The following is a 26,632-nucleotide window of genomic DNA, read 5'->3' as shown; positions in this document are numbered from 1 at the left end:
TTGTCGCAGTGAAACGGGTTGTCGATTACAACGTAAAGATCCGTGTAAAGGGAGACGGTTCGGGCGTTGAGCTTGCGAACGTCAAGATGTCGATGAACCCTTTCGATGAGATCGCGGTTGAAGAAGCGATCCGTCTGAAGGAAGCGGGCAAGGTGACGGAAATCGTCGCGGTTTCGGTCGGCCCGGCACAGGCACAGGAAACGCTGCGTACCGCACTTGCCATGGGCGCCGATCGTGCGATCCTGGTGAAGTCGGACGAAACGGTTGAGCCGCTTGGCGTTGCCAAGGTTCTCAAGGGCGTGGTCGATGCGGAAAAGCCGGATCTCGTCTTCCTCGGCAAGCAGGCAATCGACGATGATTCCAACCAGACCGGCCAGATGCTTTCGGCCCTTCTCAACTGGAGCCAGGCGACGTTCGCCTCGAAGGTGGAGTTGGGTGACGGTTCGGCCAAGGTAACGCGCGAAGTTGATGGTGGTCTCCAGACCATCGACGTGAAGCTTCCGGCGATTGTCACGGTCGATCTTCGTTTGAACCAGCCGCGTTATGCGTCGCTGCCGAACATCATGAAGGCCAAGAAGAAGCCGCTTGACGAAAAGTCGCCCGCTGATTTCGGTGCCGACATTGCGCCGCGTCTCAAGGTCCTGAAGACTGAAGAGCCGGGTGGCCGCAAGGCTGGCGTGAAGGTCGGTTCAGTCTCTGAACTGGTCGAGAAGCTCAAGGCCGACGGCGTACTCTAAAGAAATCGGAAGGGACGATATAAATGGCTATTCTTCTTATTGCCGAACATGACAATGCAACCCTTTCCGACCAGACGGCGAAAGCGCTGACGGCCGCTGCCCAGATCGGCGGCGACGTGGATGTTCTGGTTGCAGGCAAGGGCGCGAAGGCTGCTGCCGATGCCGCAGCCAAGCTGAAGGGCGTGCGCAAGGTTCTGCTTGCTGAAAGCGATGGACTGGAAAACCGTCTGGCCGAGCCAACGGCCGCTCTCATCGTGGAACTGGCAGGCAATTACGACACGATCATTGCTCCGGCAACGACCTCGGCTAAGAACATCCTGCCGCGCGTTGCAGCGCTTCTCGATGTGATGCAGTTGTCCGAAATCATGGAAGTCGTGTCGGCTGATACGTTCAAGCGTCCGATCTATGCGGGCAATGCGATCCAGACGGTCCAGTCGACCGATGCAAAGAAGGTTATCACCGTGCGTACCGCGTCGTTCCAGGCAACGGGCGAAGGTGGTTCGGCTGCAGTTGAAAGCGTCAATGCAGCAGCCGATCCGGCGCTGTCGAGCTTCGTCGGCAATGCATTGTCGGATTCGGACCGTCCGGAACTGACCTCGGCTAAGATCATCATCTCCGGCGGTCGTGCGCTCGGTTCTGCCGAAAAGTTCCAGGAAGTGATCCTGCCGGTTGCTGACAAGCTCGGTGCAGCGGTCGGCGCAAGCCGTGCCGCAGTCGATGCGGGCTACGCGCCGAACGACTGGCAGGTTGGCCAGACCGGCAAGGTGGTTGCCCCGGATCTCTACATCGCCGTCGGAATCTCTGGTGCGATCCAGCATCTGGCCGGTATGAAAGACAGTCGTGTGATCGTGGCGATCAACAAGGACGAGGAAGCGCCGATCTTCCAGGTGGCCGATTACGGCCTCGTCGGCGATCTCTTTACGATCCTGCCGGAACTGCAAAACGTTCGTTGATTCACCTGAAAAATTTTCTGATCGCCTGAACTATCCAGGCGATCAGAATGTTCATGTGACTAATCGAAGGAACAAAGCTGCCACGGCGATTTTTGACTGGCGATCAAAGCGAACGTGAATAGCCGCTATCTGCGGCATCAGGCAGGTAGGTAAGGACAAAACCTCGACCTGCTACGGAACTGTTTCAAGGTCCGTTTCGCGAAACTCGTTATCTGTCGCCAGGACCGGCACACGATAATATTTTGCGGACGCGTAATGTATGCAGTCTGCCAAATTCAGCCCGCGGCGGCTCTATTGGCCGCATGGAGTGAAGGTGTTGTGGCCTGTATTGCCGACGGTATGTCGCAAAGCTCGATGGCGCGGGCGTCCAGTTCCCTGGCATCAGGGAACTGAGATCACGAGGTGAGCTTACGCCGCGCGGGGAGCCACAGTTAATCTTACTCCGAGAGCGGACAGAACCTTTTGCACCGTATCATACCGCAACTTGGAGCCAGTCTTTAGAGCTTTGTAGAGGCTTTCCCGCCCGAGGCCGGATTCCCTGGCAATCTCGGACATTCCCTTTGCCTTGGCAATGTGCCCGAGAGCGGCAATGAAAACCTCTGGATCGTCTTCCATGGCCGCGGCAAGGAACTCTGCAATCATCTCGTCGCTATCCAGATAGTCCGACACATCGAAATCGGTGAAGTTAGTCATGGTCGATCCTTTCCAAGCGTTGCGGCCATTTCGATAGCCTTTTTGATGTCACGCTTTTGTGTGCTCTTGTCTCCACCGATCAGCAGCAGGTACACAACGTCCCCTTGCCGGGTGTAATAGAGCCGGTATCCCGCCCGTAATGAATGCGCATTTCGGAAACACCGTGTCCTACCGGCTCAGTGTCACCGAAGTTACCCTTCTCGGCGGAGACAATGCGCGCCAGAATGCGGGTCTTCGCCCTCAAATCCTTTAGCGCTTTGAACCACGCTTCAAATTCGTCGGATTTCTTGAATTGATTCATGGTTTATTGTATCCATTCGGATACGTTTTGTCAAGGGGAGGTTGGCCGGTGGCACCGTAACCTTAATTTTGTTGTAAAGCTTAGCGGTGGAACAGAGGGCATGCACGACAGTCGCTCCTCGCTTTATCACCGCCGTTGCTTTCCGCCTGAGATTATTGCCAAAGTAGTGTGGCTGTATATCCGGTTTCCGTTGAGTTTTCGTATGGTCAAAGACATACTGGCATACCGAGGAATTGTCGTTAACCTCAAGACAGCGCGCGAGTGGGCTGAAAAGTTCTGACGAGACTACGCCAACACAATCTGGCGCGATATCGCTGGCGTGTAATCTGCCCAATCACGACATCATAGATCAACACGCATCCGGGTACAGGTTAAGGTTACGGTGCCTTCTCATCGCCTGAACTATCCAGCCGATGGATGCTAAACTCATCCCGAGACTGCGTGTTTTCCTGCATAGTCGTAGCCTATTGCGGCCTTGAACTGACTGATTTTTTCCAGAAGCATTTCGCGGTATGCCTCAGGTGACATCGTTCGATCGTCGACCCGTGTCAGCCCGCGTGATACAGGCACCAGCAGATCTCCTGGGTGTGAACCACGAAGTGAATGTATACTTGTTACATCACCTCCCTGAGCGCCAAGTCCAGGTGCAAGGATGATTGAGTGTGGAAGAAGATGTCGCAAGCGCCGACCTTCCTGAGGAACAGTGGCGCCGATCACCGCTCCGATAGGAGACAGGGACGTTCGGCCAGGTGAAAAGCTGCCAATCAAATCTGCGACCCGGTCCGATATCAGCCTGTTTCCAGTTAACTTGTCCTGGATCCAGCCAGCGCCTGGATTGGATGTTCGACACAGGACAAACAAACCTTTTCCATACCGCTTCGAACATTCTACGAAAGGTGCAAGTGTGTCGGGGCCCATAAGTGGGTTAATCGTCAGGCAGTCTGCCTCGAAATCCCCGCTGCCACCGTCTGCAAGGGGCGTGAGATATGCACGGGCATATGCAGCGGCTGTCGCACCAATATCCCCGCGTTTGGCATCGAGAATGACACCAATTCCGGCATCCCTGGCTCGCCTCATTCCAGCGGAGAGGGCCGCGAGGCCGGCAAGCCCGCCGGCTTCGAAATAGGCGGCCTGGAATTTTACAAACCCAACTTTCCCCTCGATTGAATCAAGAATGAGATTGACGTACCGATCCATCCAGCAGCCATCTTCCCTCTCGAAGAATTGTGGGATATCGGACAAAGAGGGATCTATGCCTACGACTAGGTCGCCATACTTGCCGACATTGGTTTCCACGATCTCCGTCCAGGTCGGTTTTCCCATGTCAGAATCCTCGTTAAGATTTGCCGTTGCGCTGACCAATCAGTTCTCGCTCTTGGACATCAGATCGTGCGCTGGGTCAAGAAATTGATGGATCGAATGTCGCGGCTGGGCTGCCTTTTGCGACAGCTTCAGTTCTTTGTCGCCGAAATTATCATGACTGGCGATCATCATAAATGATGCCAATAATCTGGCATGAAACCTGCTTGTTTAAGACAAAACAATAACGGGTGCTTCTTGTGTCTTATACAGTCTTCCTGCTCGGCCTATTAAGTGCCTCTTTCGGTCTCAGCTGGCCCTGGTTTGCATCGATCTTTTCTCAGCGCGTTTACTACAGAAAATCAGGTTTGGCGTTGATGATGACCGCAAGTCCGATCTGCATTACCGCCATGGCGCTCTCCGTTTCAGATTTTGGTTTGTTCTACAGTGGGTTGGTTGTAACTGCCGGGTGGCTATTCTCAGCGTTAATCAGGGATGTGATCTTCCCGGCAATACCGGTAGCCATGTCCGCAGGGGCGTTGATCGCCTATCTTCGGTTTGGCGAGCACATCGTATGAGAAAGGCGAATTGTTCCTTGGTTTGCACATTATTGTTACCGAAATGCATTATCCGAAGTGTTTTTGTTCGATATCAGACAAACAATACGGCATTGATTTAGCTTGGATATCTGACCGAAAATATCTTCTATTCGATAGCGCTTAGCTTCACGTCGTCCGAATTCCAATATTGCTGGAACAATGTCCTTGTTGAAATAGATAACGTCTGCGGCTTGCAGTGCGCGAATGGCTTTGAGCGTCATCAGCTCGGGGTCTACGGGATTGACGGTAAAGACTTTCACACTCCCTGCATCAGATACCTCCTGTGAAGCAACCGCGAGAAGATCGGTTTCCGAGCTGCTGGTCCACGGTTCCGAGAAGGCTTTGTCAGCAAATATATCCCAAAAATGGCGACGCGCCGCTGCTGTCGTCACCATGGAACCGACACGGGTGCGTAGGTTTTGGGCAAGCCGTGCCCAGTCTTTCAGCGAAGCTGGCAAAAGCGCTTCGATCTTACGGCGGATGGTTTGCGCCAGAACAGGCGCCCCGCCATCTGTCGAGATAGCCACGATAACCGGTGAACGATTGACGATCGACCCAAACTGGAATTGGCAATATTGTGGTTTATCGATGACATTGACGGGAACACCGGCTCGTTTGCAGGTGGCAAGGAAGGCTGCGGCTTCGCCTTCGTCGCGGCAATCGGCAATTGCCATAGCCGCACCTGGCAAATCCGCATCTTGCAATGGCCTGGTAACCAGCGATATGCACGCTTCCGCATGGACCACCGGACGGACGGCCAATGCACGCATCATGTCGTCGGGCGCATCAGCATAGACCTCGACACGAGCCCCGCAGGCGGCCAGCAATTCTGCCTTCCATGCGGCGGCATCGGAACCGCCAGAGATAATACAGCGTCTTCCCTCCAGCGCCCAAAACACCGGAAGTTTTGCTAGGGGTTCGATGCGAGTAAAGGCTTCACTCTGCTGCGGTCGCGAGACACCCATTGATGATCCCCCTGATTTCGGCGCGGCACGAGCCGCAATTGGTTCCAGCGTTGAGTTGCTTGCCGATGGCCTCTACACTATGGCAACCGGAGTGAATGGCAGCGGCAATCTGATTGATGCCTACACCGAAGCACGAGCAAACTGTTGCGCCGGGATCCGGCTTGTCCATACCGGGTCGACCTGCAACGATTGCAAAGCGCTTGCGCAAATCGTCATGGGTGACAATCAATTGCTGGATGGCCCAGTTACGAGCGACGGCGACCGGTTGCGGCGCGATGAACAGCGCCGCAAGCAATCGCGAACCCGCAAAGAAGGCGAGCCGCGTTTCGCCGGTCGCAGTGTCGGTATAGCCGATAGGATCGATCTCTTCGGGAATGGCGAGATGCACATAACACCATTCCACCCAATCACCGATATCGCCAAGCGAAGCCAATTCCAGCCGCCAGCCACCCTCGGCGCGAGCCAGCGCCCAATAATCGCAGTCGATAGCGGAGGGTTTTGCAATCGAAACGGCAAAGCCGTAGCTGCGAGCCTGAAACGGCCTCACAGTTACGGCCACGTTTTTGGAGGCGGGCTGACCGGACACCGGATCGACTACCGGCGCAACCAGCGCGTCGATACGGGCACGAGCGGAAAACTGATCGTTCCAGTGCATCGGCACGAAGACACTGCCCCGCGCCTGCCGCGCCGTTACAAGAGCGCGCACGATGGCCTTGCCGTGGGGGCTTTCAATTTCCACCAGCCCGGCGCTGCCTATACCCAGCGCCGTCGCATCACGCGGATGAAGCTCGGCAAACGGTTCGGCGATATGAGCAGAAAGCCGCGTGCTTTTGCCGGTTCGCGTCATCGTATGCCATTGGTCGCGGATGCGGCCCGTATTGAGCGTGAACGGAAAAACGCTGCTGACGCGGTCTCTCTCCGGCACAGCAGTGACGACAAAGCGGGCGCGCCGGTCGGGATGGAAATAGCCGCCTTTTTCGAAGTAGCGCGATGCGGTCTCTGCGGCGCCGGATGCCTTCGGCCACTGGAAAGGCATCATGGCATCGTATGCGGTGGGAGCGATGTACTGAACCGCACCGATATCGAAATCGCGGCTGCCGTTATTCTCAAAAGCCGACAATGCCGCGTGTTCGGCAAAGATCGCAGACGGGCTCCTATAGTCGAACGGAGCGGCATGATTCATACGGCGCGCCACTTCGGCAAGCTGCCACCAGTCCGGCTTGGCCTCGCCCGGAGCGGCCAGAAATGCCCGCTGCCGGGAGATGCGCCGTTCGGAATTGGTGACGGTGCCGTCTTTCTCGCCCCAGCCGAGCGATGGCAACAATACATGAGCGTGGCGCGTTGTGTCGGTGTCGTGAACGATGTCAGAGACGACAACAAAAGGGCAGGCCGCTATTGCAGCTTCAACTGCATCGGCATTCGGCATGGATACAACCGGATTGGTGGCCATGATCCACAGCGCTTTGATGCGTCCGTCCGTCACCGCACGGAACATGTCGACGGCTTTCAGTCCGGGCTTTTTGGCAATGGCGGGCGAGGACCAGAAACGCTGCACGCGGTCGCGGTCGTCTGGATTCTCGATAGCCATATGGGCTGCGAGCATATTGGCGAGACCACCCACTTCACGACCACCCATGGCATTGGGCTGTCCGGTTAGTGAAAAGGGCCCCATTCCAGGTCGCCCGATCCTGCCAGTCGCCAGATGACAATTGATGATGGCATTGACCTTGTCGGTTCCCGAGGACGACTGATTGACGCCCTGACTGTAGCAGGTCACCGTATTTTCGGTGGCCTCAAACATCTGGAAGAATTCTCCAAGCTTGGCTGACGACAGACCCGTGCGCTCGACCAGCATTTCCCTATCAATCGCTGCTGATGCTTCGACGGCTAGCCCCAGGCCGGATGTATACGCATTGACATAGTTCATATTGAGCGCTGGACTCTTCACCAGATGGGCGAAAAGCCCCATGAAAAGCGCCACATCGCCATCCGGGCGGATTGCCAGATGCAGATCGGCAATGTCACAGGTCATCGTTCGACGCGGATCAATGACGACAATCTTCATCTGCGGTCGGGTTGCCTTTGCTGCGGCAAGCCTTTGATAAAGCACTGGATGGCACCAGGCGAGATTGGAACCAGTCAACACTACCAGATCGGCAAGTTCAATATCCTCATAGGTGCCGGGCACCGTATCGGAACCGAAAGCGCGGCGATGCCCTGCCACGGACGAGGACATGCAAAGGCGCGAGTTCGTGTCTATGTTTGCTGACCCTATAAAGCCCTTCATCAGCTTGTTTGCGACGTAATAATCTTCGGTCAGCAATTGGCCCGACACGTAGAAGGCTACAGAATCTGGCCCATGTTCAGCTATCGTCTCCGAAAATCTCCGGGCCACAAGATCGAGCGCCCGGTTCCACTCTGCACGCTGGCCGTCGATTTCAGGAAAGAGTAGCCGACCATCGAGATCGATGGTCTCTGCAAGAGCCGAACCTTTCGAACACAATCGTCCGAAATTCGCCGGGTGATCGGGATCGCCTCTAACTGATACTGAGCCGGCTTCATCCACCTTGGCGATTACGCCGCAGCCGACGCCACAATAGGGGCAGGTGGTTTTTGTTTCGGTGATCGTCGCCATTTCGGACCTCATATCGAAACCGCAAGCTTGGCGCGTGCCTGTCTTACCAGCTGTTGTAGGAGAGGAACTTGCCACTCATCCGGATCTCGATGCGTTCGCCCTTCTGGTTCGGCACCTTGTCCACGCTCATCTCGAAATCGATGGCGCTCATGATCCCGTTGCCGCTCTTTTCCTGAATGAGTTCTTTCAGCGTCGGACCGTAAATCCCGACAATTTCGTAGAAGCGATAGATACAGGGGTCGGTCGGGATAGCGCGATCCCATTCCTTGGTCGGATATTCCGCCAGCACCACACCTGCTTCCTGCGGCAAGCCGAGATTGATCGCCAGCTTGTCCGCCTTGTCGCGTGGCAGGGCATTCATGCCAAGACAGGCCGAGGTGACGAACACTTCACTCATACCAATGCCTTCGGCAATTGAGGCCCAGGTCTGACCGGCGAGTCGCTTTTTCTCATAGATTAGATCGGTGACGTCACTTTTGCTCAGCATGCCATCTCCTCTAGTTGGTTGATTTCGCTAGTGTCGGTTCGTCAGAAGGCCAGCGCGAGATAGACGGTGTCGCCTTCCTGCTTGACTGGAAACGTCCGCGTCACGCCTTCGTCGGCACCCTGCGCCTTGCCGGTCGCAAGATTGATAACCCAGTTGTGCAGCGGGCAGGTCACGCAACCGTCATGGACGATGCCCTGACTGAGCGGCCCGTTCTTGTGCGGGCAGCGATCCTCGATGGCGAACAGGCGGTCGTCGAAAGTGCGGAAGACGGCAATCGTCGTTGGTCCGTTTTTCACACAGCGCGATCCCTGACGTGGAATGTCGTCCAGCGTGCCGATGGCAATCCAGTTCCTGGCCATCTCGTTCATTCCGCAGCCTCCGCATTCAAGACGGCCATAGGCTGGAACTCGTGCTTGTCCTTGCCGGAAGCGCGCTCGGACCAGGGATCGACCTGCGCAAATTTCTGCGAAAAGACGAAGCGGTCGTAATAGGCTTCGCGCTTGTCCTGATCGTCCATGATCTGACGGCGGATTTCATCGAGACCGATGCGCTTCGCCCATTTATAGATGCGCTCCAGATAGCGGGCCTGTTCGCGATACATCTGCGTCAGCGCCACAATATGCTCCAGCGCTTCGTCTTCGGTCTTCACCAGTCCCAGAACTTCCGTGCCCTTGATGTCGAGACCGGCGGCACCGGCGAAGTGGATTTCGAAGCCGGAATCGACGCAGATCACGCCGATATCCTTGCAGGTCGCCTCCGCGCAATTGCGCGGACAACCCGAGACCGCCATTTTCAGCTTGGCCGGGGTCCAGGAACCCCACATGAATTTTTCGATGCGAATGCCGAGACCGGTGGAATCCTGCGTGCCGAACCGGCACCAGTCCGAACCGACGCAGGTTTTCACCGTGCGCAATCCCTTGGCGTAAGCCTGACCGGAAATGAAGCCCGCCTTACCGAGATCGGACCAGACCGCTGGCAGTTGTTCCTTTTCGATGCCCAGAAGATCGATGCGCTGACCGCCCGTGACCTTGACCATCGGAATGGCGAACTTGTCCACCACATCGGCGATGGCGCGCAGTTCCCTGGAATTGGTCACGCCGCCCCACATGCGCGGCACGACGGAATAAGTGCCATCCTTCTGGATATTGGCGTGCACGCGCTCATTGATGAAACGCGACTGGTAGTCGTCGACATATTCGTCCGGCCAGTCGCAGACGAGGTAATAGTTGAGCGCCGGGCGGCATTTGGCGCAGCCGCAGGAGGTCTTCCACTCCAGTTCCTGCATGACGGCGGGAATGGTCTTCAGCTTCTTGGCCTTGATGAGCCTGCGCACATCGTCATGGCCGAGATCGGTGCAACCGCACATGGGCTGCACAGCCTTGGGATTGTAGCTGTCGCCGAGCGTCAGCGCCATGAGCTGCTCGACCAGCCCCGTGCAGGAGCCGCAGGACGCCGACGCCTTCGTATGCTCTCGCACATCGTCGAGCGAAGTCAGGCCCTTTTCCGTCATGGTGGAGACGATTTTACTCTTGCAAACGCCGTTGCAGCCGCAGATTTCCGCATCATCCGGCAAGGCTGCAACGGCCGCCATAGGGTCCAGCGGGGTCCCTCCCTGATAGGCCTGACCGAAGATCAGCGTATCGCGCATGGCCGAAATATCGGCCGCCTTTTTCTTCAGATCGTTGAACCAGGCACCATCAGCCGTCTCGCCATAGAGAACCGTGCCGATGATCCGGTTTTCCTTGATCACAAGCCGCTTGTAGATACCAGCTGTCGCATCGCGCAGGACGATCTCCTCACGGTCCGCACCGTCGGCAAAATCGCCAAGCGAGAACAGATCGATGCCCGTCACCTTCAGCTTGGTCGGCGTGTCGGAATGGGTGAAGGCGGGGGTCGTATCGCCTGCCAGATGCGAGGCCGCCACACGCGCCATTTCGTAAAGCGGCGCGACCAGACCATAGACCGTGCCGCCCACTTCCGCGCATTCGCCGAGCGAGAGAATATTGGCATCCGAGGTTCGCATGCCCGCATCGACGACAATGCCGCGATTGACCGCCAGACCCGCTTCCTTGGCCAGCCCGACATTCGGACGAATGCCGACAGCCATCACCACCAGCGTGGCGGGAATGACCGTACCATCGTCAAGCTCGACACCTTCAACCTTGCCATTGCCGATAACGGCCTTGGTGTTGGCCTTGCAGATGACCTTGATGCCACGCTCCTCGACCGCCCGTTGCAGCAGATAGCCTGCGGCGGGGTCGAGCTGGCGCTCCATCAGCGTCGGCATGACATGCAACACCGTCACATCCATGCCGCGCTGGGCCAGACCGGCTGCGGCTTCCAGGCCCAGCAGACCGCCGCCGATGACGATGGCCTTCTCGCGCGATTGCGCGGCGACCAGCATCGCATCCACATCGTCTAGATCGCGATAGCTGATGACACCGGGCAGATCCTTGCCCGGAACGGGAATGATGAAAGGTACCGAGCCGGTGGCAATCACCAGCTTGTCATAGCTTTCCGTAACGCCGTGATCCGAGGTAACGGTCCTGGCGTCGCGGTCGATGGCGACGACCTTATGACCCTTATAGAGCGTGATGCCGTGCTTGATGTACCAGCCGTCGCCATGAATGACGATCTGCTCATAGGTCTTCTCGCCGGAGAGGACCGGCGACAGCATGATGCGATCGTAATTGACGCGCGGTTCGGCGTTGAAAATGGTGACTTCATACTGGCCCGGCGCCTGCTCGAACAGATGTTCCAGCATGCGGCCCGGCGCCATCCCATTGCCGACGATAACGAGTTTCTCAGCCATAGAATTTACTCCGCAGCTTCCACGAAGCGATGACGCTCGTAGAGGAACTTCAGAACAGCCTCACGGCATTTCAGATAGGTGCGATCGGAGGCCAGCTCGATACGGTTGCGCGGGCGCGCAATAGCGACGTCCAGCACCTCGCCGATCTTCGCCGCCGGACCGTTGGTCATCATCACGATGCGGTCGGAAAGCAGCACCGCCTCATCGACATCGTGGGTGATCATCACCATCGTATTGCCAAGCCGGGCGTGGATTTCCATCACGGCATCTTGAAGATGCGCACGGGTCAGCGCATCCAGCGCGCCGAATGGCTCGTCGAGCAGCAGGATTTTCGGCTCCATGGCCAGCGCACGGGCAATACCGACACGCTGCTTCATGCCGCCGGAAATTTCCGACGGGCGCTTGTCTTTTGCATGCGCCATCTGGACGAGGTCAAGATTGGTCATGACCCAGTCATGCCGTTCGGCCTTGCTTTTACTGGAGCGGAAAACCTTGGTCACGGCAAGATTGACGTTTTCGTAAACCGACAGCCAGGACAACAGCGAATGGTTCTGGAAAACCACCGCCCGCTCCGGTCCCGGCGCGTTGACTTCCTTGTTTTCCAGCAGGACCGCGCCGGACGAAACCGGCGTCAGCCCGGCAATCAGGTTCAAAAGCGTGGATTTTCCGCAGCCGGAATGGCCGATGATGGAAACGAACTCGCCCTTGGAGATCGAAAGATTGATGTCATTCAGGACTTCGGAGCGGTCGAAATGCTTGTCGATATGGTCAAGTTTGAGATAGGCGCTCATGACTGTTCTCCTCAGCTTGCAGAAGCGCTGCGGGTGAAAAGCCGCCCGATGGCCGCAACCAGCTTGTCGAGCGCAAAACCGACGAGGCCGATATAGGCGAGAGCGACGATGATGTCGGACAGACGTGACGAGTTCCACGCGTCCCAGATGAAGAAGCCAATGCCGACACCACCGGTCAGCATTTCGGCGGCTACGATGGCAAGCCAGGAGAGGCCGACGCCGATCCGCAGACCCGTGAAGATGTAGGGCGCCGCCGAGGGCAGCATGATCTTGAAGAAGAACTCGAACTGGTTGAGCCGCAGCACCTTGGCGACGTTGCGATAATCCTGCGGAATATTGCGCACGCCGACTGCGGTGTTGATGATGATCGGCCAGATCGAGGTGATGAAAATCACGAAAATCGCCGACGGATTGGCATTTTGGAAGGCCGCAAGCGACAATGGCAGCCAGGCCAGCGGCGGCACGGTGCGCAATACCTGAAAGATCGGATCGAGGCCGCGCATGGCCCAGACCGACTGACCGATAACGGCACCGATCACGATGCCTGCAATGGCCGCCAGGCCGAAGCCGTAGGCAACGCGTTCCAGCGAGACGAGCACGCGCCAGCCAAGTCCGATATCCTGCGATCCGTAGTTGAAGAAGGGATAGGCGATCAGATCGTAGCTGTCTTCCCAGACCTTGGACGGCGCAGGCAACGATGAGTCAGGGGCCGCGCACAATATCTGCCAGATCCCCAGCAGGATGGCGAGCACCACCAGCGGCGGCACGATGTTACGTGCGGCACTGCGCGCCAGCACGCCGAAATCGAAGACGGATTTGGGCTGCTTGGCCAGCCGGACGACGTTCCCGGCGGCAGTTGGCGCCTTCGGCGCCTTGGTCGTCAGCGACGTGACGACATTTGGATCTTTCAGCAGGGCGGACATTCAACGCTCCTTGAGCATTTCCGGCAAAAGTGTGAAGCGGCTTTGCGTTCGGAAATGCGTAAAAACAAAGGGACAGAGGAGAGACGCACCGATCGCGCGCCCGAAGTTGGCTCAGGACGCAGCCTTGATCGCGAGACTGTCGAGATAGGCCGAGGGGTTTTCGGGATCGAAGACCTTACCGTCAAAGAAGGTTTCCTTGCCCCGCGAAGTCGAAGCCGGAACATCGGCTGCGGCAATGCCCAGATCCTTGGCGGCTTCGCGCCAGATATCCTCGCGGTTGACCTGATCGACCAGCGCCTTGATATCGGTATCAGGCGCGAATTTGCCCCAGCGGATGTTTTCCGCAATGAACCATGTGTCGTGGCTCTTGAACGGATAAGACGCCCCGTTCGCCCAGAATTTCATTTGCAGGTCGGTACCTTGCACGACACGGCCATTGCCGTAATTGATGTCGCCCTTGAGACGGCCCAGCACATCCTTCGGCGGCACGTTGAACCACTGGCGCTTGCCCAGTATCCCGGCCATTTCGGCCTTGTTGTCCATGCTTTCGCACCATTGCTGTGCTTCCATCACAGCCATGAGCAACGCCTTGGCGGCATTCGGATTCTTCTCGATCCAGTCCGCGCGCATGCCGAGTGCCTTTTCCGGGTGGTGCTTCCAGATTTCACCTGTCGTCGCAGCCGTGAAGCCGATGTTCTGATTGACAAGCTGCTCGTTCCACGGCTCGCCCACGCAGAACAGGTCCATATTGCCGACCTTCATATTGGCGACCATTTGTGGCGGCGGGACAACGATAGTCGAAACATCCTTGTCTGGATCGATGCCGCCGGCGGCGAGCCAGTAGCGGAGCCACAGATCGTGCGTGCCACCGGGGAAAGTCATGGCGGCCTTCACCTCCTTGCCCTCGGCCTTCTTCTTCTCGAAGGCGGCCTTGAGCTTGGAGGAATCGAGCTGGACGCCGGTGTCGGCATAGTCCTTGGCGACCGAAATGGCCTGACTGTCATAGTTCAGGCGCGCCAGCAGGGCCATCGGCACCGGCTGGTTGTTCTGCGTCAACTTGCCGGCATGGATCAGATAGGGGAGCGGCGAGAGGATATGCGCGCCATCGATCCCGTTCGACGCACCGCCCAGCACAAGATTGTCGCGTGTGGCACCCCATGACGCCTGCTTGGCGACCTCGACATCCGGCAGGCCGTGCTTTTCGAACAGGCCCTTTTCCTTGGCGACGATCAGCGGCGCCGCATCGGTCAGCGCGATGAAGCCAAGCTTCGCGCCACTGACTTCCGGCCCGCTGCCAGCCGCGAACGCGCCACCGGGAAAGGCCGAGCGAACGGCAGTGAAGAGCGCAGCGGCAGCACCGGTTTTCAGAATGCTGCGCCGGGTGATGCCGGTCGTCGTTTCTGCCTTCTTATGCATTGTCATCAGCTGGCTTCCCCTTGCTTGCTTTGAATTGGGCTGGCTTGAAAATGGGCACAAAAAAACGCCGCTTGGAGATCGCGCCTTCGAACAAAGGTTCGGGCTGCAATTCCTTGCGACGTCGGTGTCGTGACAGGAGCGGTATATGGCTCGCTTGCTGCATCGGTCGCCGTTGACCGGTGCATAAATCTAACAAGCAAGAAGCGTGCCAGAATTTTAACATCTTTGCAAGTGTTTGAAAATAATAAATTTAAAGGGATGAGAAAATAGTCAGCGACCCATCCGAACCCGTGCGAACATGGCTGTATTTTAGGCGTTTTCGTTCAATCATCCCGCCTGATGTGCAATCAAATTGGGCATCGAGGCTCAATCTTCCGCTGCGCTTGAGCTTGCCAATACATCGCGACGCACATCAAAACCGTGCACATAGGATTCGACATCCGACGGATCGAAAATTCGACCATCCATGAAGCGATCCCCGGCATGCGCACCTTCGACCGCACCCGGCTCGAAAGGCGGATGGGCAATGCCGAGCGCCGCGCAATAGAGGTCCGGCCTATAGGACTGGGCCGCCCTTTGCTGAGCCGCCTGCGTCGCCCCGATCTGGCCCCAGCGCACCATCTGGCTATAGATCCACATCGCATCATTGGGGCGTGGACAATTGGCAAGCCCGGCATGGAAGCTGAAGTAATGCTCGATGACGCGGTGACTGCCCTGCGCATCGAGATTGAATGTTCCGGCCAGCACATTGCGAACGATATGCTGCGACACACCAAGATAGCGGCCATCGGCCAGGATCTCGGCCAGCGCATCGTGATTTCCGGTGTTGTCACACCAGCGTGCTGCCTTGTCGAGGGCAACGATCAGGCGGGACACGGTTTCGGGATGGGTTTCGGCCCATTCCGGACGCATGCCGATGACCTTTTCCGGCGCAGCCGGCCAGATATCCTGCTTGGCCGCAACGATGCGCCCTGTGCCGCGCTCGGAAGCCACCATGTTCCATGGTGCACCGACGCAGAAGCCGTCGATGGCACCCGTGGCCAAAGCATCCGAGGTGAGCGGCGGCGGCACGACGACCAGCTTCACATCGCAGTCGGGGTCGATGCCTCCAGCGGCCAGCCAGTAGCGAAATTCATAATTATGCGACGAGAAAGGATAGGTCATCGCGAGTGTCAAAAGCGGCTCACCGCGCGCCTTCATGTCGCGCACCACCGAAGCCAAAGCCTGCGCATTTTCCAGCGCATCCGCCGTCTCGGCCAGAGCGGCGGTTGCACGCATGCGCTCATAAAGCCGCGCCGACAAGGTGATGGCATTACCGCCACGCCCCAGTGAAAAAGGCGTTATTGTCGGCGACGGATTGGAGCCCAGTCCCAGCATGGACGCTACGGGCATGGGCGACAGCATATGTGCAATATCGAATTGCCGGAAAGCGAGACGATCGCGGACATTTGCCCAGGAGACATCCTTTACAAGATCGAGCCGCAGGCCTTCGGCTCTTGCGAAACCGAATTCAGCAGCGGCGATTAGTACGGACGCATCGACAAGCGGAATGAAACCGGCGCGCAGCGTCCTGATTTCTCTCGCCGTAATGCCCGCAGGCGTGGCAAGACTGCTGCCTGTCTCGGTAAATCTGGTCGGCATGTTCATTTGCACGCACTCCCGGAATGTTTCGCCCCGGTTCTTGAAAGAGGAATCATTTCACTAGCAGTCCGGCTGCCGTAACTATACTTTGTGCGATGTCTGATATTTTTTTCTTCTCGTTCATCGCGGACTGTCGCAACAGTGCAAAAGCGTCTTCTTCGGACAGGCTGCGCATTTTCATGAGAATGCCTTTGGCACGTTCTACCGTCTTGCGTTCCTCCAGCGCCGACCTGGCGTCCGCCAGTTCGCGCTGCAAACGACTGAATGCATTGAACCGGCTGACAGCCATATCTAGGATAGGTTTTACGCGTTCTTTCTTTAGTCCGTCGACAATATAGGCGGAAACCCCTGCCTCTACCGCTGCTTCGATCGACGCCGTGTCGGAACGATCCACAAACATGGCAATCGGGCGACTGAGAGTTCGGGTCAGTTGAAAAAGATGCTCCATCATGTCGCGGTTGGGGTTCTCGATGTCGATCACGATAACATCGGGGTTGAGCGTCTCTATCATGCGTGCGATACCGTGCATCTCATTCATAACGACGACTTTACCGTGGCCTGCCTCGCGCAATCCTTCCTCAATGATTGAGGAGCGGATGGCGTTCTCATCGATAATGAGGATGGTGAGGTCCTGTGTCTTCATACTGCATTGATGGAGCATAGCGCCTGCGTTGGCAACCGTTATGTGTCTATATAATAATCATTATACCTATTGATTAATTTTTAATCACCAATGACTGAATTGGCAGCAAAATCATTTGAAGCGCGGTGATCAGCGCTTGAATTCTACTCGACTGCTTTTGTGAAGGGGCCCAACATTATCAAGCGAGATGAAAGATCGTGCGTGGGTCCAAGCGAGAGGGAAAATTCCTGACTGGAAATCTGAGCACGGAGTTGGCTGTATGTGGCTGACGCGATGCCGCTTTTCACGGCCAGTAGCCTTAAGTTACTTATAGCCAAATTGATCGTTCGTTTGGCTGGGTTCCATTACGTATCCCGTTGGCATACCCCAATTTACGCACCCATATGATCAATTGATTGCTGGCCACGCTCGCCGTAGGCAGACATCCTGCCGTTGGATAAAATTCACCGATTCAATTCGAAACGTTGAACTAAAAATTGTGTGAGAAGCTCTCCGCTGGGCCGCACAAGTCCAAAATGGCTATTGATGGGGCCGACGGAGAGGCGGTCACTAGCGACGACCGTTTGCAAGCTTGATGGCTTCGGGTGAGCGGCGAAGCGCCAGCATCGCCGATGCCCCAATAAAGGGACCGGGTGCCAGGATAATGAAAGACCATCTCCAGCTGCCGAGCCAAGCGGCGATCTCGGGCACCAGCCAGATAACAAATACCGTGAGCGCAAAACCAAGCCCCATCTGCAGCGATAGCGCCGTACCAACAAAGTCCCGATCGGCGAGCTCGGTTACCGCTGCAGAAAAGAGTGGAGAATCCCCAACAATGGCGATGCCCCATACAATCGCTATGAGAGCGATCAACCAGATAGGTCCCGAAAAAGCAAGTCCGATAAGTAGAGCACACAGGCCGGATACGATCATCAAGCCTGCCGTTGTGGCAGTGCGCCCGAATCTGTCTGACAAGAAACCGCCGGCTACGCAGCCAACGAGACCCGCTGCAATGGCGATAAAGGTTATGAGCGAAGTCATATTGGGTGGGAGTGTGTCTTCGGTCGATTTACGTAAGAAAATCAAGAGCCACGCCCACATTGCGTAGAGTTCCCACATGTGTCCGAGATAGCCGACATTCACAAGGAACAGATTGCGATCACGAAGAACGCGGCCAATTTGCCGAGGATTGAATACCGCCCTGCCAAAGGGATAGGGGCCCTCGCGCGCAAACAGCAAGAAGGAAATACCGGCAATCAGAGAGGCGGCACTCGACATGCTAATGACAAGGCGCCAGTCGACATACTCTGTAATCGTACGGAAAAGATGAGGCATCGACGAGCCGAGAGTTAAGGCGCCCACAACAGCACCAAGCGCAAGGCCTCTGTTGCGCACGAACCATGTCGAGACCAGTTTCATAGCTGGAGGGTAGACGGCAGCAAGTGCCATTCCGGTCGCAAAACGACACGCGATAGCTCCAGCGGGACCAGGCTCCAACAACAACAACAGGTTCAGGCCTGCCGCCATTATGGAGGCAACTGCCATGAGGCGGTTGAGCCGAACGATATCGGGTAAATTAATCAGACTTGCCAGTAGTGCGCCCGTTACGAAACCCATTTGCACACCGTTCGTCAACCAGGCGACGACTGAGTCGGAAAGCTGCCAGGCGGCTTTTAACTCAGGGGTGACGGCAGTGGCAGAAAACCATGTTGTCATGGAGAACACGACGGAGGCGCACAAGGTTATCAGGACGGGCCAGGGGTTGGTTTTCACCGGGTATTCAATTGCAGATAAGGATCTCTTTTCCGTGAAGGGCATGCATCACGCCTTTCGAGAGGAACCGTTTAAGCGGTTGCTGGCCCGCTCAGGCAAGTTTCACCTGCTTCGTTCCGCACGATGGCGATGATCTTACAGATGACCCCGAAGCCCGGCATTCTCCATTACCAGATCTGGAATATAATCTGACGGTTATAAAGTGACAACACGCTCGATTGGCCATTCGGAATTATGCCGCTACGGTTCCCAAGACAGGGTGGAGCGTAGCCCATGGAAATCCGACTGGCGGATCTGTGTACTCCATGAACGATCAGTTGTCGGCGAATGATGTCGGTTTATGTCACGAGCAGGCGCAGCCCCGCAGCCAGCAAGCCGATCCCCGCCACGCGGGAGAGCAGGCGTCCGGTTGATATGAGCTTTTCCGTAAGGGTGAAGATGGCGAGCGCAGCGATCCAGAGAACATTCATCACGCCGCCTACGAAAAGGAGGGCCATCAGCGCCCAGCAGCAGCCGAGGCAGTAGACCCCGTGCATGGCCCCCATCTTGCAGGCTCCGGTCGCGTCGCGGTGAAAGCCGCCGAAACGTTGAATGAACAGGAGCGGCGATTGGCATTGCGACAGACAGGCGTGCTTCAGCGGCAGCCACTGATAAAGCCCGGCCGCAATCAGGATCGCGCCTCCCAGAACGTTGTTCGTGCTCGCCATGTCAGGATTAAGCAGGGCCAGCCTTTCAAGCGCCCATTGGGCCGTCGTTGCCGCGAGAGCAAACCCGCTCCAAACCGCCAGATATCCGGTCACGAACCAACCAGTTGCGGCAAAGGGCCTGGCAGACGCGGCAGCCATTCTTCCCGTTCGTGCGTAGATGAGGATCATCGGCGCCGCCGACGGCGTCATCATGCCGATCATCATCACCGTCCACATGACGAACATCAAAACGAAATCGCCAACCGTCCACGCCTGCTGCGCTGGCGCCATCGCCATCTCAAAGCCGTTCGGGATCATGCGATAGCCCATCATGTCCATCCCGCCCATGTTCATGCCGGCGGCAAGCCGCAGAACATAGGCCCATGCAAGCATGGTAAGGGCTGCGATGGACGTTGCGACAATCAGTCCATCGCGCCGCAGCACGGCCTCAAGCGGTGTATCCGTTGTCTTGTTCAATGGACGACGCCGCTTTCGGTCATGTTCAGCCGGGAGAAGTGCGCGTGCGAGTCATTCAGCGAAAGCGCTATGACTCCCTGTGTCTCGCCCCAGCCTCGCCCAACCTCGCAAACATCGTACTCGAAGCCCTGCGGCAGGTTGATTCGCGCACGATGCGCTTCACCGGTGACAGGATTGCGGATCGGTTCTCCGCGCGCCTCGACCCAGCCTGGAACGGATACGCTCGCGGTACGGCCATCGACGTCGATCTCGAAATCGATCTTCGCGAAAACCGGTTCGTGTACCTTGTCAAAAGTCGTCGCGAAGACCTGGAAAAACGTGGCACCGGGCTCAGTGTCCAGACCGCTCATGATGCGCAACAGCGATTCACGCTGTTCGGGCGATGCACGCTCGTCGACGATCGGCACCACCTGCCCTCTGCCCTCGTGAATAGCGCCCGGCCAGGAGGCGATTATGCCGATCGTCAGTCCGCCGAGTTTCGTATCTCCGTGATATCCTTCTTCGATAGCCACAAAGCCGACAGCGTCGCAGCCACCTTTGGTGGGGCGGGCATTGAACTGACACGGACACCCATATGCACAGTTGCAGTGAATGAATTCTCGACCTTTGATGGCCCATTTTATCTCGGACATTGTCTCCTCCTTTTCCAGATTTATATGTCATGGTGAACCGCGCCACTGTCGGCGTGGTGTATGGCGTTGAACTGGCCATATGTGTCTTTGAAATCCAACACGATAGGATTGGACACCTTCGTCGAAGCGCTGGCGATTTCCGTAGCGGTGAACTCTATCCCTGCCGGAAGAACGATGCGAATGCGATGCGGCTCTTCCGCCGCCGAACACACAATCGACCGCGCGAAGATAGCTCCCTGCCATTCGTAGAGCCCCGCCAATGAAGCCGTCGAGATTAATTTCACCGAGGTCGCCGCGCTCATGCCGGTCCATCTCGGAACAATGGCAGCTGCCGAGGGTGGAACCCAGTCCGAATTGGCAAGGGGAGTGTACGCGCAATTGCAGCTGCTATGCGCCGGAACGTCGATTCTCCACTCGATCATGGCGCCCTCCCAAACCGTATTTCTCGGTTATTGGACCCACCCAAGCTGACTGGCCATATCAGGCCGTAGTCATAAATTATACACTATTTGCAATGTTCCCAGAAGGGGTGTGGTGCGGAATGTGTACCTAGCATTCTTGATTAAACCGAACCGTCGGCGCTGATCTAGTTATCTGTTTATACGCATTTTCAGCTGAGCATCCGTGTTCGACAGGCGCTGGAATCTGCAGGCGTTCGAGTATTAAGCGCGCCAATTCACCGGCGCTCTTGCCAATGGGCTCGATAGTCTCCTTGCGTCAGCTTGCAGAGCAAAATAAAATTCTGCGCCCGAGCCGGTTGCACCGTGAGGGAAGTGCAGTATTCAATTCTCATTTTCGAGTATCGATAGTTGGAAACGAAGCAGCCCCAAAATTTCTCTCAGGCAAGTCGCAGATACCGTGCGTGAACATCGATAAAACGTGCTGCGGCCTCAACCCCACCCTCGTGATGGATTTTTTTCGCCAGATCACCGGCCCTTTGTTGCATGTTTTGATCGTCAAGCTCGCGGAATATCCGGGCCAGATGATCTGATGTCACTGCCTTCCGGTCTATAGGGGAGGGGCCGACGCCGAGTTCCTTAACACGACGGGCCCAAAAGGGTTGGTCGCCAAAGAACGGCATGATGGCGGTCGGTAAACCAGCCCGTAGTGATGCACCTGTCGTGCCGGCACCACCGTGATGCAGAGCGGCAGCAACATGCTGGAACAGCGCGTCATGTGGCGCGGAGGGGAGGCAGATGACATGATCTGCGGCTGCGTTTGAACCGAGAGCACCGTTGCCAGTCAATAATATACCTCGTTTGCCTGCCTTCCTGAGGCCTTCCGTAATGATAGCTGTCAACCTGTCTGGTTCAGATGGCGGCATACTCCCAAAGCCAACATAGAACGGCTTTTCACCTGCACGCAGGAAGGCTGCAAGCGGGTCTGGCATCTGCCATTGCTCACCTCCATCCAGAAACCAGAAACCTGATACAAAAGTGGATCCATTCCAGTCATCTGGCACCGGCACTACGTGTCGACTGTAGCCATAAACGGTCGCATCCGGCGTCAGCTTGATGTGCCCACCCACAAGTCCAAGTGAACTCGCCCGCCATTCCCTTAAAGGCCGCGCGAATAAAATGTCGGCACCCCGTATCGCAAGTCGATGGCTCATTTTGTTCAACGGGCCCAACGACCGAAAAGGCAGCAACGGGCTTGGAAATTCGCTCGTGGGTGTAAATCCGGGAATAGGTGAGGCCAAAATCGCGGGTATACGAAGAGCCTCTGCCATATGGAGCGAAGCCAGAGACTTCGGATGATAAACAATCAGGTCGGGCCTGAAATCGCGTACAAAGTTCCATTCTGCTTCAAGCAGGCTCTCCATTATGGGCTTTACGTGCTTCAGTAGCCTGAAGCCGGCACTGAACCCTCTGCCCTTGGCGACCGCATTTTGCCCTTCGGGTGAGTTGAGGAGAGTCAGAAAGTCTCCTGGCAATGGCGCGAATTCAACTCCATACAGGGCGGCGAGTTTCGAAAATTGTTGCGGTGCTTTTAGTTGAACCTGGTGCCCCAGTTTTGAAAGGGCGCGTGCTAACGCCAGATAAGGCTGGACGTCACCTCTTGTGCCGAGCGTTCCAATTGCAATTCGCAAATCTGACCTCACTGGTGATTTACAATCACGCCGTTAATCAACGACAATTAGGTTCACTGAAACTGCCGACGGAACAATAGTGAAATTTCTGGCGGGATGTATAATTTTGAATACAAGTCAACGTCTGCGGTTCTGTCTCGGCAAACAGAAAAGATATCTATCTTTGCCAGAACCATGGCTGAAGCACGATAAAGAACGTTACCAGTTCAAGCCGTCCCATTATCATAGATAGGGATATCAGCCATTTAGCAGTATCGGGAATAGCTGAAAAATTGGTTGCAGGTCCAACGACAGGTCCAAGACCGGGGCCGGCATTCGCCATTGCCTGGGCCACAGAAGAGACCGACGAAAGATAATCAAGTCCGGTCGCAGAAACCAGAAGCGACATGACCAGCAGGGTCATAAGGTAAAGAAAGAAGAAGTTTCGAACGTTGCTTATAGCGGTATCGCTGACTGGTTTCCGGTTAAGACGAACAGGTGCCGCCACGTTTGGATAAAGCACGAGCTTGAGTGAGCGGTTTGCACTGCTGAACAGTACCTGCCACCGGAAAATCTTTATCGCTCCTGCGGTCGAACCGGCGCAACCGCCAATGAGAAACAGCATGAAAAACAAGCCGGTTGCGAAGCTTCCCCAGGCAGAAAAATCGTCTGTGGCAAAACCGGTATCGGTCAGAACCGAGGTGACGTTGAACGCAGATTTTCTCAATGCTTCGCCCGCTTCCATTCCTTGTGACACATTCCACAACATGCAGGCAAAGATTGCTGAAGCAAGAATTGCAAGGAAAGGCCCAACCTGGCCTTCCAAGGTTCGACGCTGACCCCGGCTCATCAAAACTACTGCATAGAACGCCAGCGGCAGAGCTCCAGCTGTCATAAAGACTATGGTGACGAGTTCGATGGGTAATGAGTTATAGAATCCAATCGAGGCGTCCTTTGTTGAAAGGCCGCCGGTCGCGATTGTCGTCATGGCGTGATTGACTGCATCGAAGATTGACATGCCCGCCGCCCCAAGAGCCAGCGCGCATGCAAGCGTCAGCGTCAGGTAGACAATAAGGATGTTGCGTGCTAGCTGCCGCACCTTTGGAAAGGGCTTTTCGGAAACGTCTGACGATTCAGAGCGAAAAAGCTGCATTCCACCGACGCCCAGAGCCGGAAGTACGCTAAGTGCCATAACAATAATACCGATGCCGCCGATCCATTGCAGGATCGAACGCCATAACAATATCCCCTTGGGCATATCGTCAAGCCCGGTCAGGATGGTTGATCCTGTCGTAGTGAGTGCAGACGTGGATTCGAAAACAGCGTCCGTCCAGCCTATACCGAGGAACGAGCTATATAACGGAACCGCGCCGACTGCAGAAACCGAAAGCCATGCGCTCACAGTGATAAGAAGACCAGTTCTGCGGTCACCAAGCTTCTGTAATTCCGGACGAAAGCCCACTATCAGCAACAAGGCCACCGCACCATTCATCATAGCAGATCGCAGAAATACTGCGGCGTCACGGAAGTTCGAAAACGAAATATCGATGACCGCCGGAACCAGCATGGCAATCGACACAGCAAGGACGAAAACTCCATTAAAAAAGAGAACGATCCGAAGTCGTTCGAGGGTCATTCAGCTATCCAGTTTCGAGTTCAACCCGCAACTGGTAACAGCTTCTCAAACGGGCCGACATAAAAAAAGCATAGTGATTGCCCGGTGATCACTATTTGGTCACCAAGGATTTTCACAACGAATTCAGCGCGAACCAGCGCTAATATCTTAAATACAACGAAATATAGTCCGGGTCGCTCTTAAGAATTTAGCGTGGATAATAACAGATAATACTCATTCAGAATTACATTTAATGCGCACGGTTGGCACACATTCTTAGCTGGCAGTGTGAAAATCAAACTACGGGCTGTGACGACGCTTTGAGACTGCATGAACTCTTGGATCAGACGATCCCGATTAACTGGTGATTTGTGTCTGTCAGCCGATTCCAGTGCTTCTATCAATTCGCCTTCCGCAAGCTCCGTACAATAGCGGGTGTTCCGGGCTGTTGTCTCCAGGAATCTGATAAAAGCCCGGCGTTGACTACATCGAAACCGGTTTCTTCGACGGGCTTCATGATAATAGCCTTTGCAACTGGCTCATAACCGGACACAGGTATCGCAATGCGGTCCGCTGTTCCCTTAGTGCGGCCTCGTTCAGCCAGAGTGGTCGCCAATGCAGCATTGCGCCATCAGCACTTGCGGCAGAGTAGGTGCCATCCCGGATAGCCATTCAGGCTTCTCCGGCAAGTTCGGAAAGGCAATCACCCCACACACCTTTCCGAAACGGGGCCCGGCACGTCCCTCTCCGGGCCTCACTTTTGCCGTCACGGGCTTTGATATCCATCTTATCGATGTTGTTGTCTGGCAATCATAGACTGGCGTGTCGTCGTCTTTCGTTTCTTGCGAAATCTGTCAATCACCTTTTCAGTAAGCCTTCCACAACATCGGAACCGAGTGCCTCTCTTAACGCTTTCACTCCGTTTTTGGGTAGTCTGGATAAGCCACTGACGATGCTCTCTTTCCACGCATCACCGCGCTCCCATGCTTCCTCCCAAGCATCGCCTAACTCATTGCCGTGGCGCGTTTCCACGAGAGCTTCGAAGAGCAAAGCGGCTTGCGTTAGATCTTTGTCAGCCTTCAAACGCCCCAACGTGTCAGTGAGTCTTCGCGACGACACAATCAGCTTGTGTACGGCATACCTCTCGGGAGCAGGAACGAGAACGTTTATGCCTTCGCGGAAAAGAAGCACTGTGCGGATAGGCTCGTAGATCAGGTAATCAAGGAACCGCAGATTCTCCGCCGACGCGCCGCCGAGGGCGGGCATGGGCGACGGCTTGCCAGTGTATTCTTCTGATCCTCGATTTCCGGTTAAGAACTCCACCCGATAGCCTTTGGCGTTCACGAAGGCGACCACCTTAGCCTTATCGGCCTGGTGCGGAATCGCTCGGAATTCAGGGTCTACTGACTGGAGGATTTCGAGGATTGGCGGGAGACTATCTTGGACACTCGCCGATATTGCGAAGTCCTGAGCGAAGTCTGCGTCGCCTGTCTGCAGCGCGGCAGAGGGCAGCCGGACACCGAGCATTCCAGCATAGGTGCTGAATGCCACCGACCCAATCAAGATGGCGCGCAGCCGGAACAACCCAGCGTCGGCTAAGGCTTTCGTGACGTCCCCAGCGAAGGGATCAGGACCGGGAAGGCCGGCGCGTCGCAGCGTGCTAACCATGCGTCTACGCTCTCGGATGTTGTCCTTGATCTCTTTGTGGGCTCTTACCCGCTTAGTGATGGCTTCGTCACTCGCGGGGCCGACGTAGCTTCGTTTGTCTTTGCCCTCGGGGGTGGGGAGATCGAAATACCAATAATTGCGATCTTTGACGGTTACGGTCACAAACCATCCTTCTAAAGGGAAGTCTGCTACGAATTGTGCATCCATTGTCCGCTGCGCCAACTCCGCGAACATCGTTCTATAGCTGATGTCGATCTCTTTCATCCTTGGCCTTTTCGAATGAGTTGGTCGTACCGGCGGCGAGTTGAACTATGTCGTTATAAGTTCCCGCCAAAAACCTTATAACCAATCTTACCGTTAGCAACGTTATAAGTTTCTGCCAAAACCTTATAACAAGTTAACCGCGAATAAAAGCCTAGGAACGGGCGCAAGATATGGTGCTCGCCTGTACCAGGGCCGTCACAGGCCAAACAGGCTAGAGGGCGGGAGCCGACCATTACCCCTCCAGTCGCAAATCACAACCCCGCCTGAAAACCCAGGCGAGATTTTATGAATTTGGGGCTGGCGGCGTTACATCCTGACGGCAGTTGTTCCAATTCACAGCAAAAAAGCCGAATGGCCGCCTCGGACGTTATTCCAGACGTCAGAATTGATGGAGCAAGGGTTCTTGACTGGCAATCAGAGCTGCAGTCTGACTGCTTTGCTCTTAATTACAGAAACTTAGATCGACATGACACGCTATTCACTGTCAGCCACTCAGATCTACATGCCGCCGCACGGTACTTTCGGGGCGGTGGCGTCGCCTTAGCTGTCTGGTTGGGATGGGCTTGATATTGGGG

At 56.0% G+C, this 26,632-nt stretch carries 24 protein-coding genes and 1 pseudogene; 4 read left to right on the top strand and 21 right to left on the bottom strand.

Translation table 11 applies throughout. The annotated features are described in order from the left end of the window. Both AAE521_RS25030 and AAE521_RS25025 read left to right on the top strand, forming a co-directional pair. On the top strand, window positions 1-737 hold a 737-nt coding region (locus AAE521_RS25030), incomplete at its 5' end, for an electron transfer flavoprotein subunit beta/FixA family protein (protein ID WP_342062796.1). Window positions 738-760: 23 nt separating this feature from the next. Continuing rightward, a complete protein-coding gene (locus AAE521_RS25025) occupies window positions 761-1,690 on the top strand; it encodes an electron transfer flavoprotein subunit alpha/FixB family protein (protein WP_342062851.1) in 930 nt (309 codons plus the stop codon). Window positions 1,691-1,861: 171 nt separating this feature from the next. Here the strand turns inward: AAE521_RS25025 and AAE521_RS25020 are convergent, their stop codons facing one another. From AAE521_RS25020 to AAE521_RS25010, 3 genes are all read right to left on the bottom strand, one after another. After that, window positions 1,862-1,963, bottom strand: a complete 102-nt coding sequence (locus tag AAE521_RS25020; RefSeq protein WP_235817752.1) for a type II toxin-antitoxin system VapC family toxin — start codon at window positions 1,961-1,963, stop codon at window positions 1,862-1,864. Between the two features lie 135 nt (window positions 1,964-2,098). Next, window positions 2,099-2,383: an addiction module antidote protein gene (locus AAE521_RS25015; RefSeq protein ID WP_342062850.1), complete on the bottom strand. Its 285-nt coding sequence runs from the start codon at window positions 2,381-2,383 to the stop codon at window positions 2,099-2,101. Between the two features lie 79 nt (window positions 2,384-2,462). After that, on the bottom strand, window positions 2,463-2,684 hold the full coding sequence (locus AAE521_RS25010) for a type II toxin-antitoxin system RelE/ParE family toxin (protein WP_342062849.1): 222 nt from the start codon (window positions 2,682-2,684) through the stop codon (window positions 2,463-2,465). A gap of 100 nt (window positions 2,685-2,784) precedes the next feature. Here AAE521_RS25010 and AAE521_RS25005 point away from each other — a divergent pair. Beyond that, window positions 2,785-2,961 (top strand): annotated as a pseudogene (locus AAE521_RS25005) (IS6 family transposase); the annotation flags it as partial. Between the two features lie 149 nt (window positions 2,962-3,110). Here the strand turns inward: AAE521_RS25005 and pyrF are convergent. Beyond that, a complete protein-coding gene (gene pyrF / locus AAE521_RS25000; RefSeq protein WP_342062848.1) occupies window positions 3,111-4,007 on the bottom strand; it encodes an orotidine-5'-phosphate decarboxylase in 897 nt (298 codons plus the stop codon). Between the two features lie 236 nt (window positions 4,008-4,243). Here pyrF and AAE521_RS24995 point away from each other — a divergent pair, with 236 nt between their 5' ends. Then, window positions 4,244-4,561, top strand: a complete 318-nt coding sequence (locus AAE521_RS24995) for a hypothetical protein (RefSeq protein WP_143132878.1) — start codon at window positions 4,244-4,246, stop codon at window positions 4,559-4,561. A gap of 35 nt (window positions 4,562-4,596) precedes the next feature. On the opposite strand, the gene AAE521_RS24990 is transcribed toward AAE521_RS24995, so the two are convergent. The 17 genes from AAE521_RS24990 to AAE521_RS24910 all read right to left on the bottom strand — a co-directional run bounded on the left by AAE521_RS24990 (window position 4,597) and on the right by AAE521_RS24910 (window position 26,057). Then, window positions 4,597-5,547, bottom strand: coding sequence for a precorrin-2 dehydrogenase/sirohydrochlorin ferrochelatase family protein (locus AAE521_RS24990; protein WP_342062847.1), 951 nt, complete (start codon window positions 5,545-5,547; stop codon window positions 4,597-4,599). Beyond that, window positions 5,519-8,182, bottom strand: coding sequence for a nitrate reductase (locus AAE521_RS24985; RefSeq protein WP_342062846.1), 2,664 nt, complete (start codon window positions 8,180-8,182; stop codon window positions 5,519-5,521). The genes AAE521_RS24990 and AAE521_RS24985 overlap by 29 nt, the downstream gene beginning before the upstream one ends. Before the next feature lie 43 nt (window positions 8,183-8,225). Then, a complete protein-coding gene (gene cynS / locus AAE521_RS24980; RefSeq protein WP_071634433.1) occupies window positions 8,226-8,669 on the bottom strand; it encodes a cyanase in 444 nt (147 codons plus the stop codon). Between the two features lie 41 nt (window positions 8,670-8,710). Further along, window positions 8,711-9,037: a nitrite reductase small subunit NirD gene (gene nirD, locus AAE521_RS24975; protein ID WP_084094465.1), complete on the bottom strand. Its 327-nt coding sequence runs from the start codon at window positions 9,035-9,037 to the stop codon at window positions 8,711-8,713. After that, window positions 9,034-11,481: a nitrite reductase large subunit NirB gene (nirB, locus tag AAE521_RS24970; protein WP_342062845.1), complete on the bottom strand. Its 2,448-nt coding sequence runs from the start codon at window positions 11,479-11,481 to the stop codon at window positions 9,034-9,036. The genes nirD and nirB overlap by 4 nt, the downstream gene beginning before the upstream one ends. A 5-nt stretch (window positions 11,482-11,486) precedes the next feature. After that, window positions 11,487-12,272 carry an ABC transporter ATP-binding protein gene (locus tag AAE521_RS24965; protein WP_342062844.1) on the bottom strand — a complete coding sequence of 262 codons (786 nt, stop codon included), beginning with the start codon at window positions 12,270-12,272 and terminating at the stop codon, window positions 11,487-11,489. Between the two features lie 11 nt (window positions 12,273-12,283). Next, on the bottom strand, window positions 12,284-13,195 hold the full coding sequence (gene ntrB / locus AAE521_RS24960; protein ID WP_342062843.1) for a nitrate ABC transporter permease: 912 nt from the start codon (window positions 13,193-13,195) through the stop codon (window positions 12,284-12,286). 111 nt (window positions 13,196-13,306) lie between these two features. Continuing rightward, complete coding sequence (locus AAE521_RS24955; RefSeq protein WP_374865174.1) at window positions 13,307-14,617, bottom strand: CmpA/NrtA family ABC transporter substrate-binding protein; 1,311 nt, start codon at window positions 14,615-14,617, stop codon at window positions 13,307-13,309. A gap of 360 nt (window positions 14,618-14,977) precedes the next feature. Next, window positions 14,978-16,258, bottom strand: coding sequence for a CmpA/NrtA family ABC transporter substrate-binding protein (locus AAE521_RS24950; protein WP_342062842.1), 1,281 nt, complete (start codon window positions 16,256-16,258; stop codon window positions 14,978-14,980). Between the two features lie 46 nt (window positions 16,259-16,304). Then, window positions 16,305-16,895, bottom strand: a complete 591-nt coding sequence (locus tag AAE521_RS24945; protein ID WP_342062841.1) for an ANTAR domain-containing response regulator — start codon at window positions 16,893-16,895, stop codon at window positions 16,305-16,307. A 549-nt stretch (window positions 16,896-17,444) separates the two neighbouring features. After that, window positions 17,445-18,647: an MFS transporter gene (locus AAE521_RS24940; protein WP_342062840.1), complete on the bottom strand. Its 1,203-nt coding sequence runs from the start codon at window positions 18,645-18,647 to the stop codon at window positions 17,445-17,447. Between the two features lie 338 nt (window positions 18,648-18,985). Beyond that, on the bottom strand, window positions 18,986-19,810 hold the full coding sequence (locus AAE521_RS24935) for a DUF2182 domain-containing protein (protein ID WP_235817753.1): 825 nt from the start codon (window positions 19,808-19,810) through the stop codon (window positions 18,986-18,988). Then, the gene (locus AAE521_RS24930; RefSeq protein WP_342062839.1) at window positions 19,807-20,442 is read right to left on the bottom strand and encodes a DUF1326 domain-containing protein; all 636 of its coding nucleotides are present in this window, start codon (window positions 20,440-20,442) and stop codon (window positions 19,807-19,809) included. The genes AAE521_RS24935 and AAE521_RS24930 overlap by 4 nt, the downstream gene beginning before the upstream one ends. 20 nt (window positions 20,443-20,462) lie before the next feature. After that, the gene (locus tag AAE521_RS24925; RefSeq protein WP_342062838.1) at window positions 20,463-20,864 is read right to left on the bottom strand and encodes a hypothetical protein; all 402 of its coding nucleotides are present in this window, start codon (window positions 20,862-20,864) and stop codon (window positions 20,463-20,465) included. Window positions 20,865-21,280: 416 nt separating this feature from the next. After that, on the bottom strand, window positions 21,281-22,531 hold the full coding sequence (locus AAE521_RS24920; RefSeq protein ID WP_342062837.1) for a glycosyltransferase: 1,251 nt from the start codon (window positions 22,529-22,531) through the stop codon (window positions 21,281-21,283). Window positions 22,532-22,688: 157 nt separating this feature from the next. Continuing rightward, window positions 22,689-24,146 (bottom strand): TrkH family potassium uptake protein, encoded by a 1,458-nt coding sequence (locus tag AAE521_RS24915; RefSeq protein ID WP_342062836.1) that lies wholly within the window; start codon window positions 24,144-24,146, stop codon window positions 22,689-22,691. An 837-nt stretch (window positions 24,147-24,983) separates the two neighbouring features. Then, window positions 24,984-26,057, bottom strand: a complete 1,074-nt coding sequence (locus AAE521_RS24910) for a nucleotidyltransferase family protein (protein ID WP_342062835.1) — start codon at window positions 26,055-26,057, stop codon at window positions 24,984-24,986. Between the last annotated feature and the right edge of the window lie 575 nt (window positions 26,058-26,632).

It is taken from the genome of Brucella cytisi, from assembly GCF_038433355.1.
GTDB lineage: Bacteria > Pseudomonadota > Alphaproteobacteria > Rhizobiales > Rhizobiaceae > Brucella > Brucella cytisi.
This window is presented reverse-complemented; position numbering and strand designations above follow the sequence as displayed.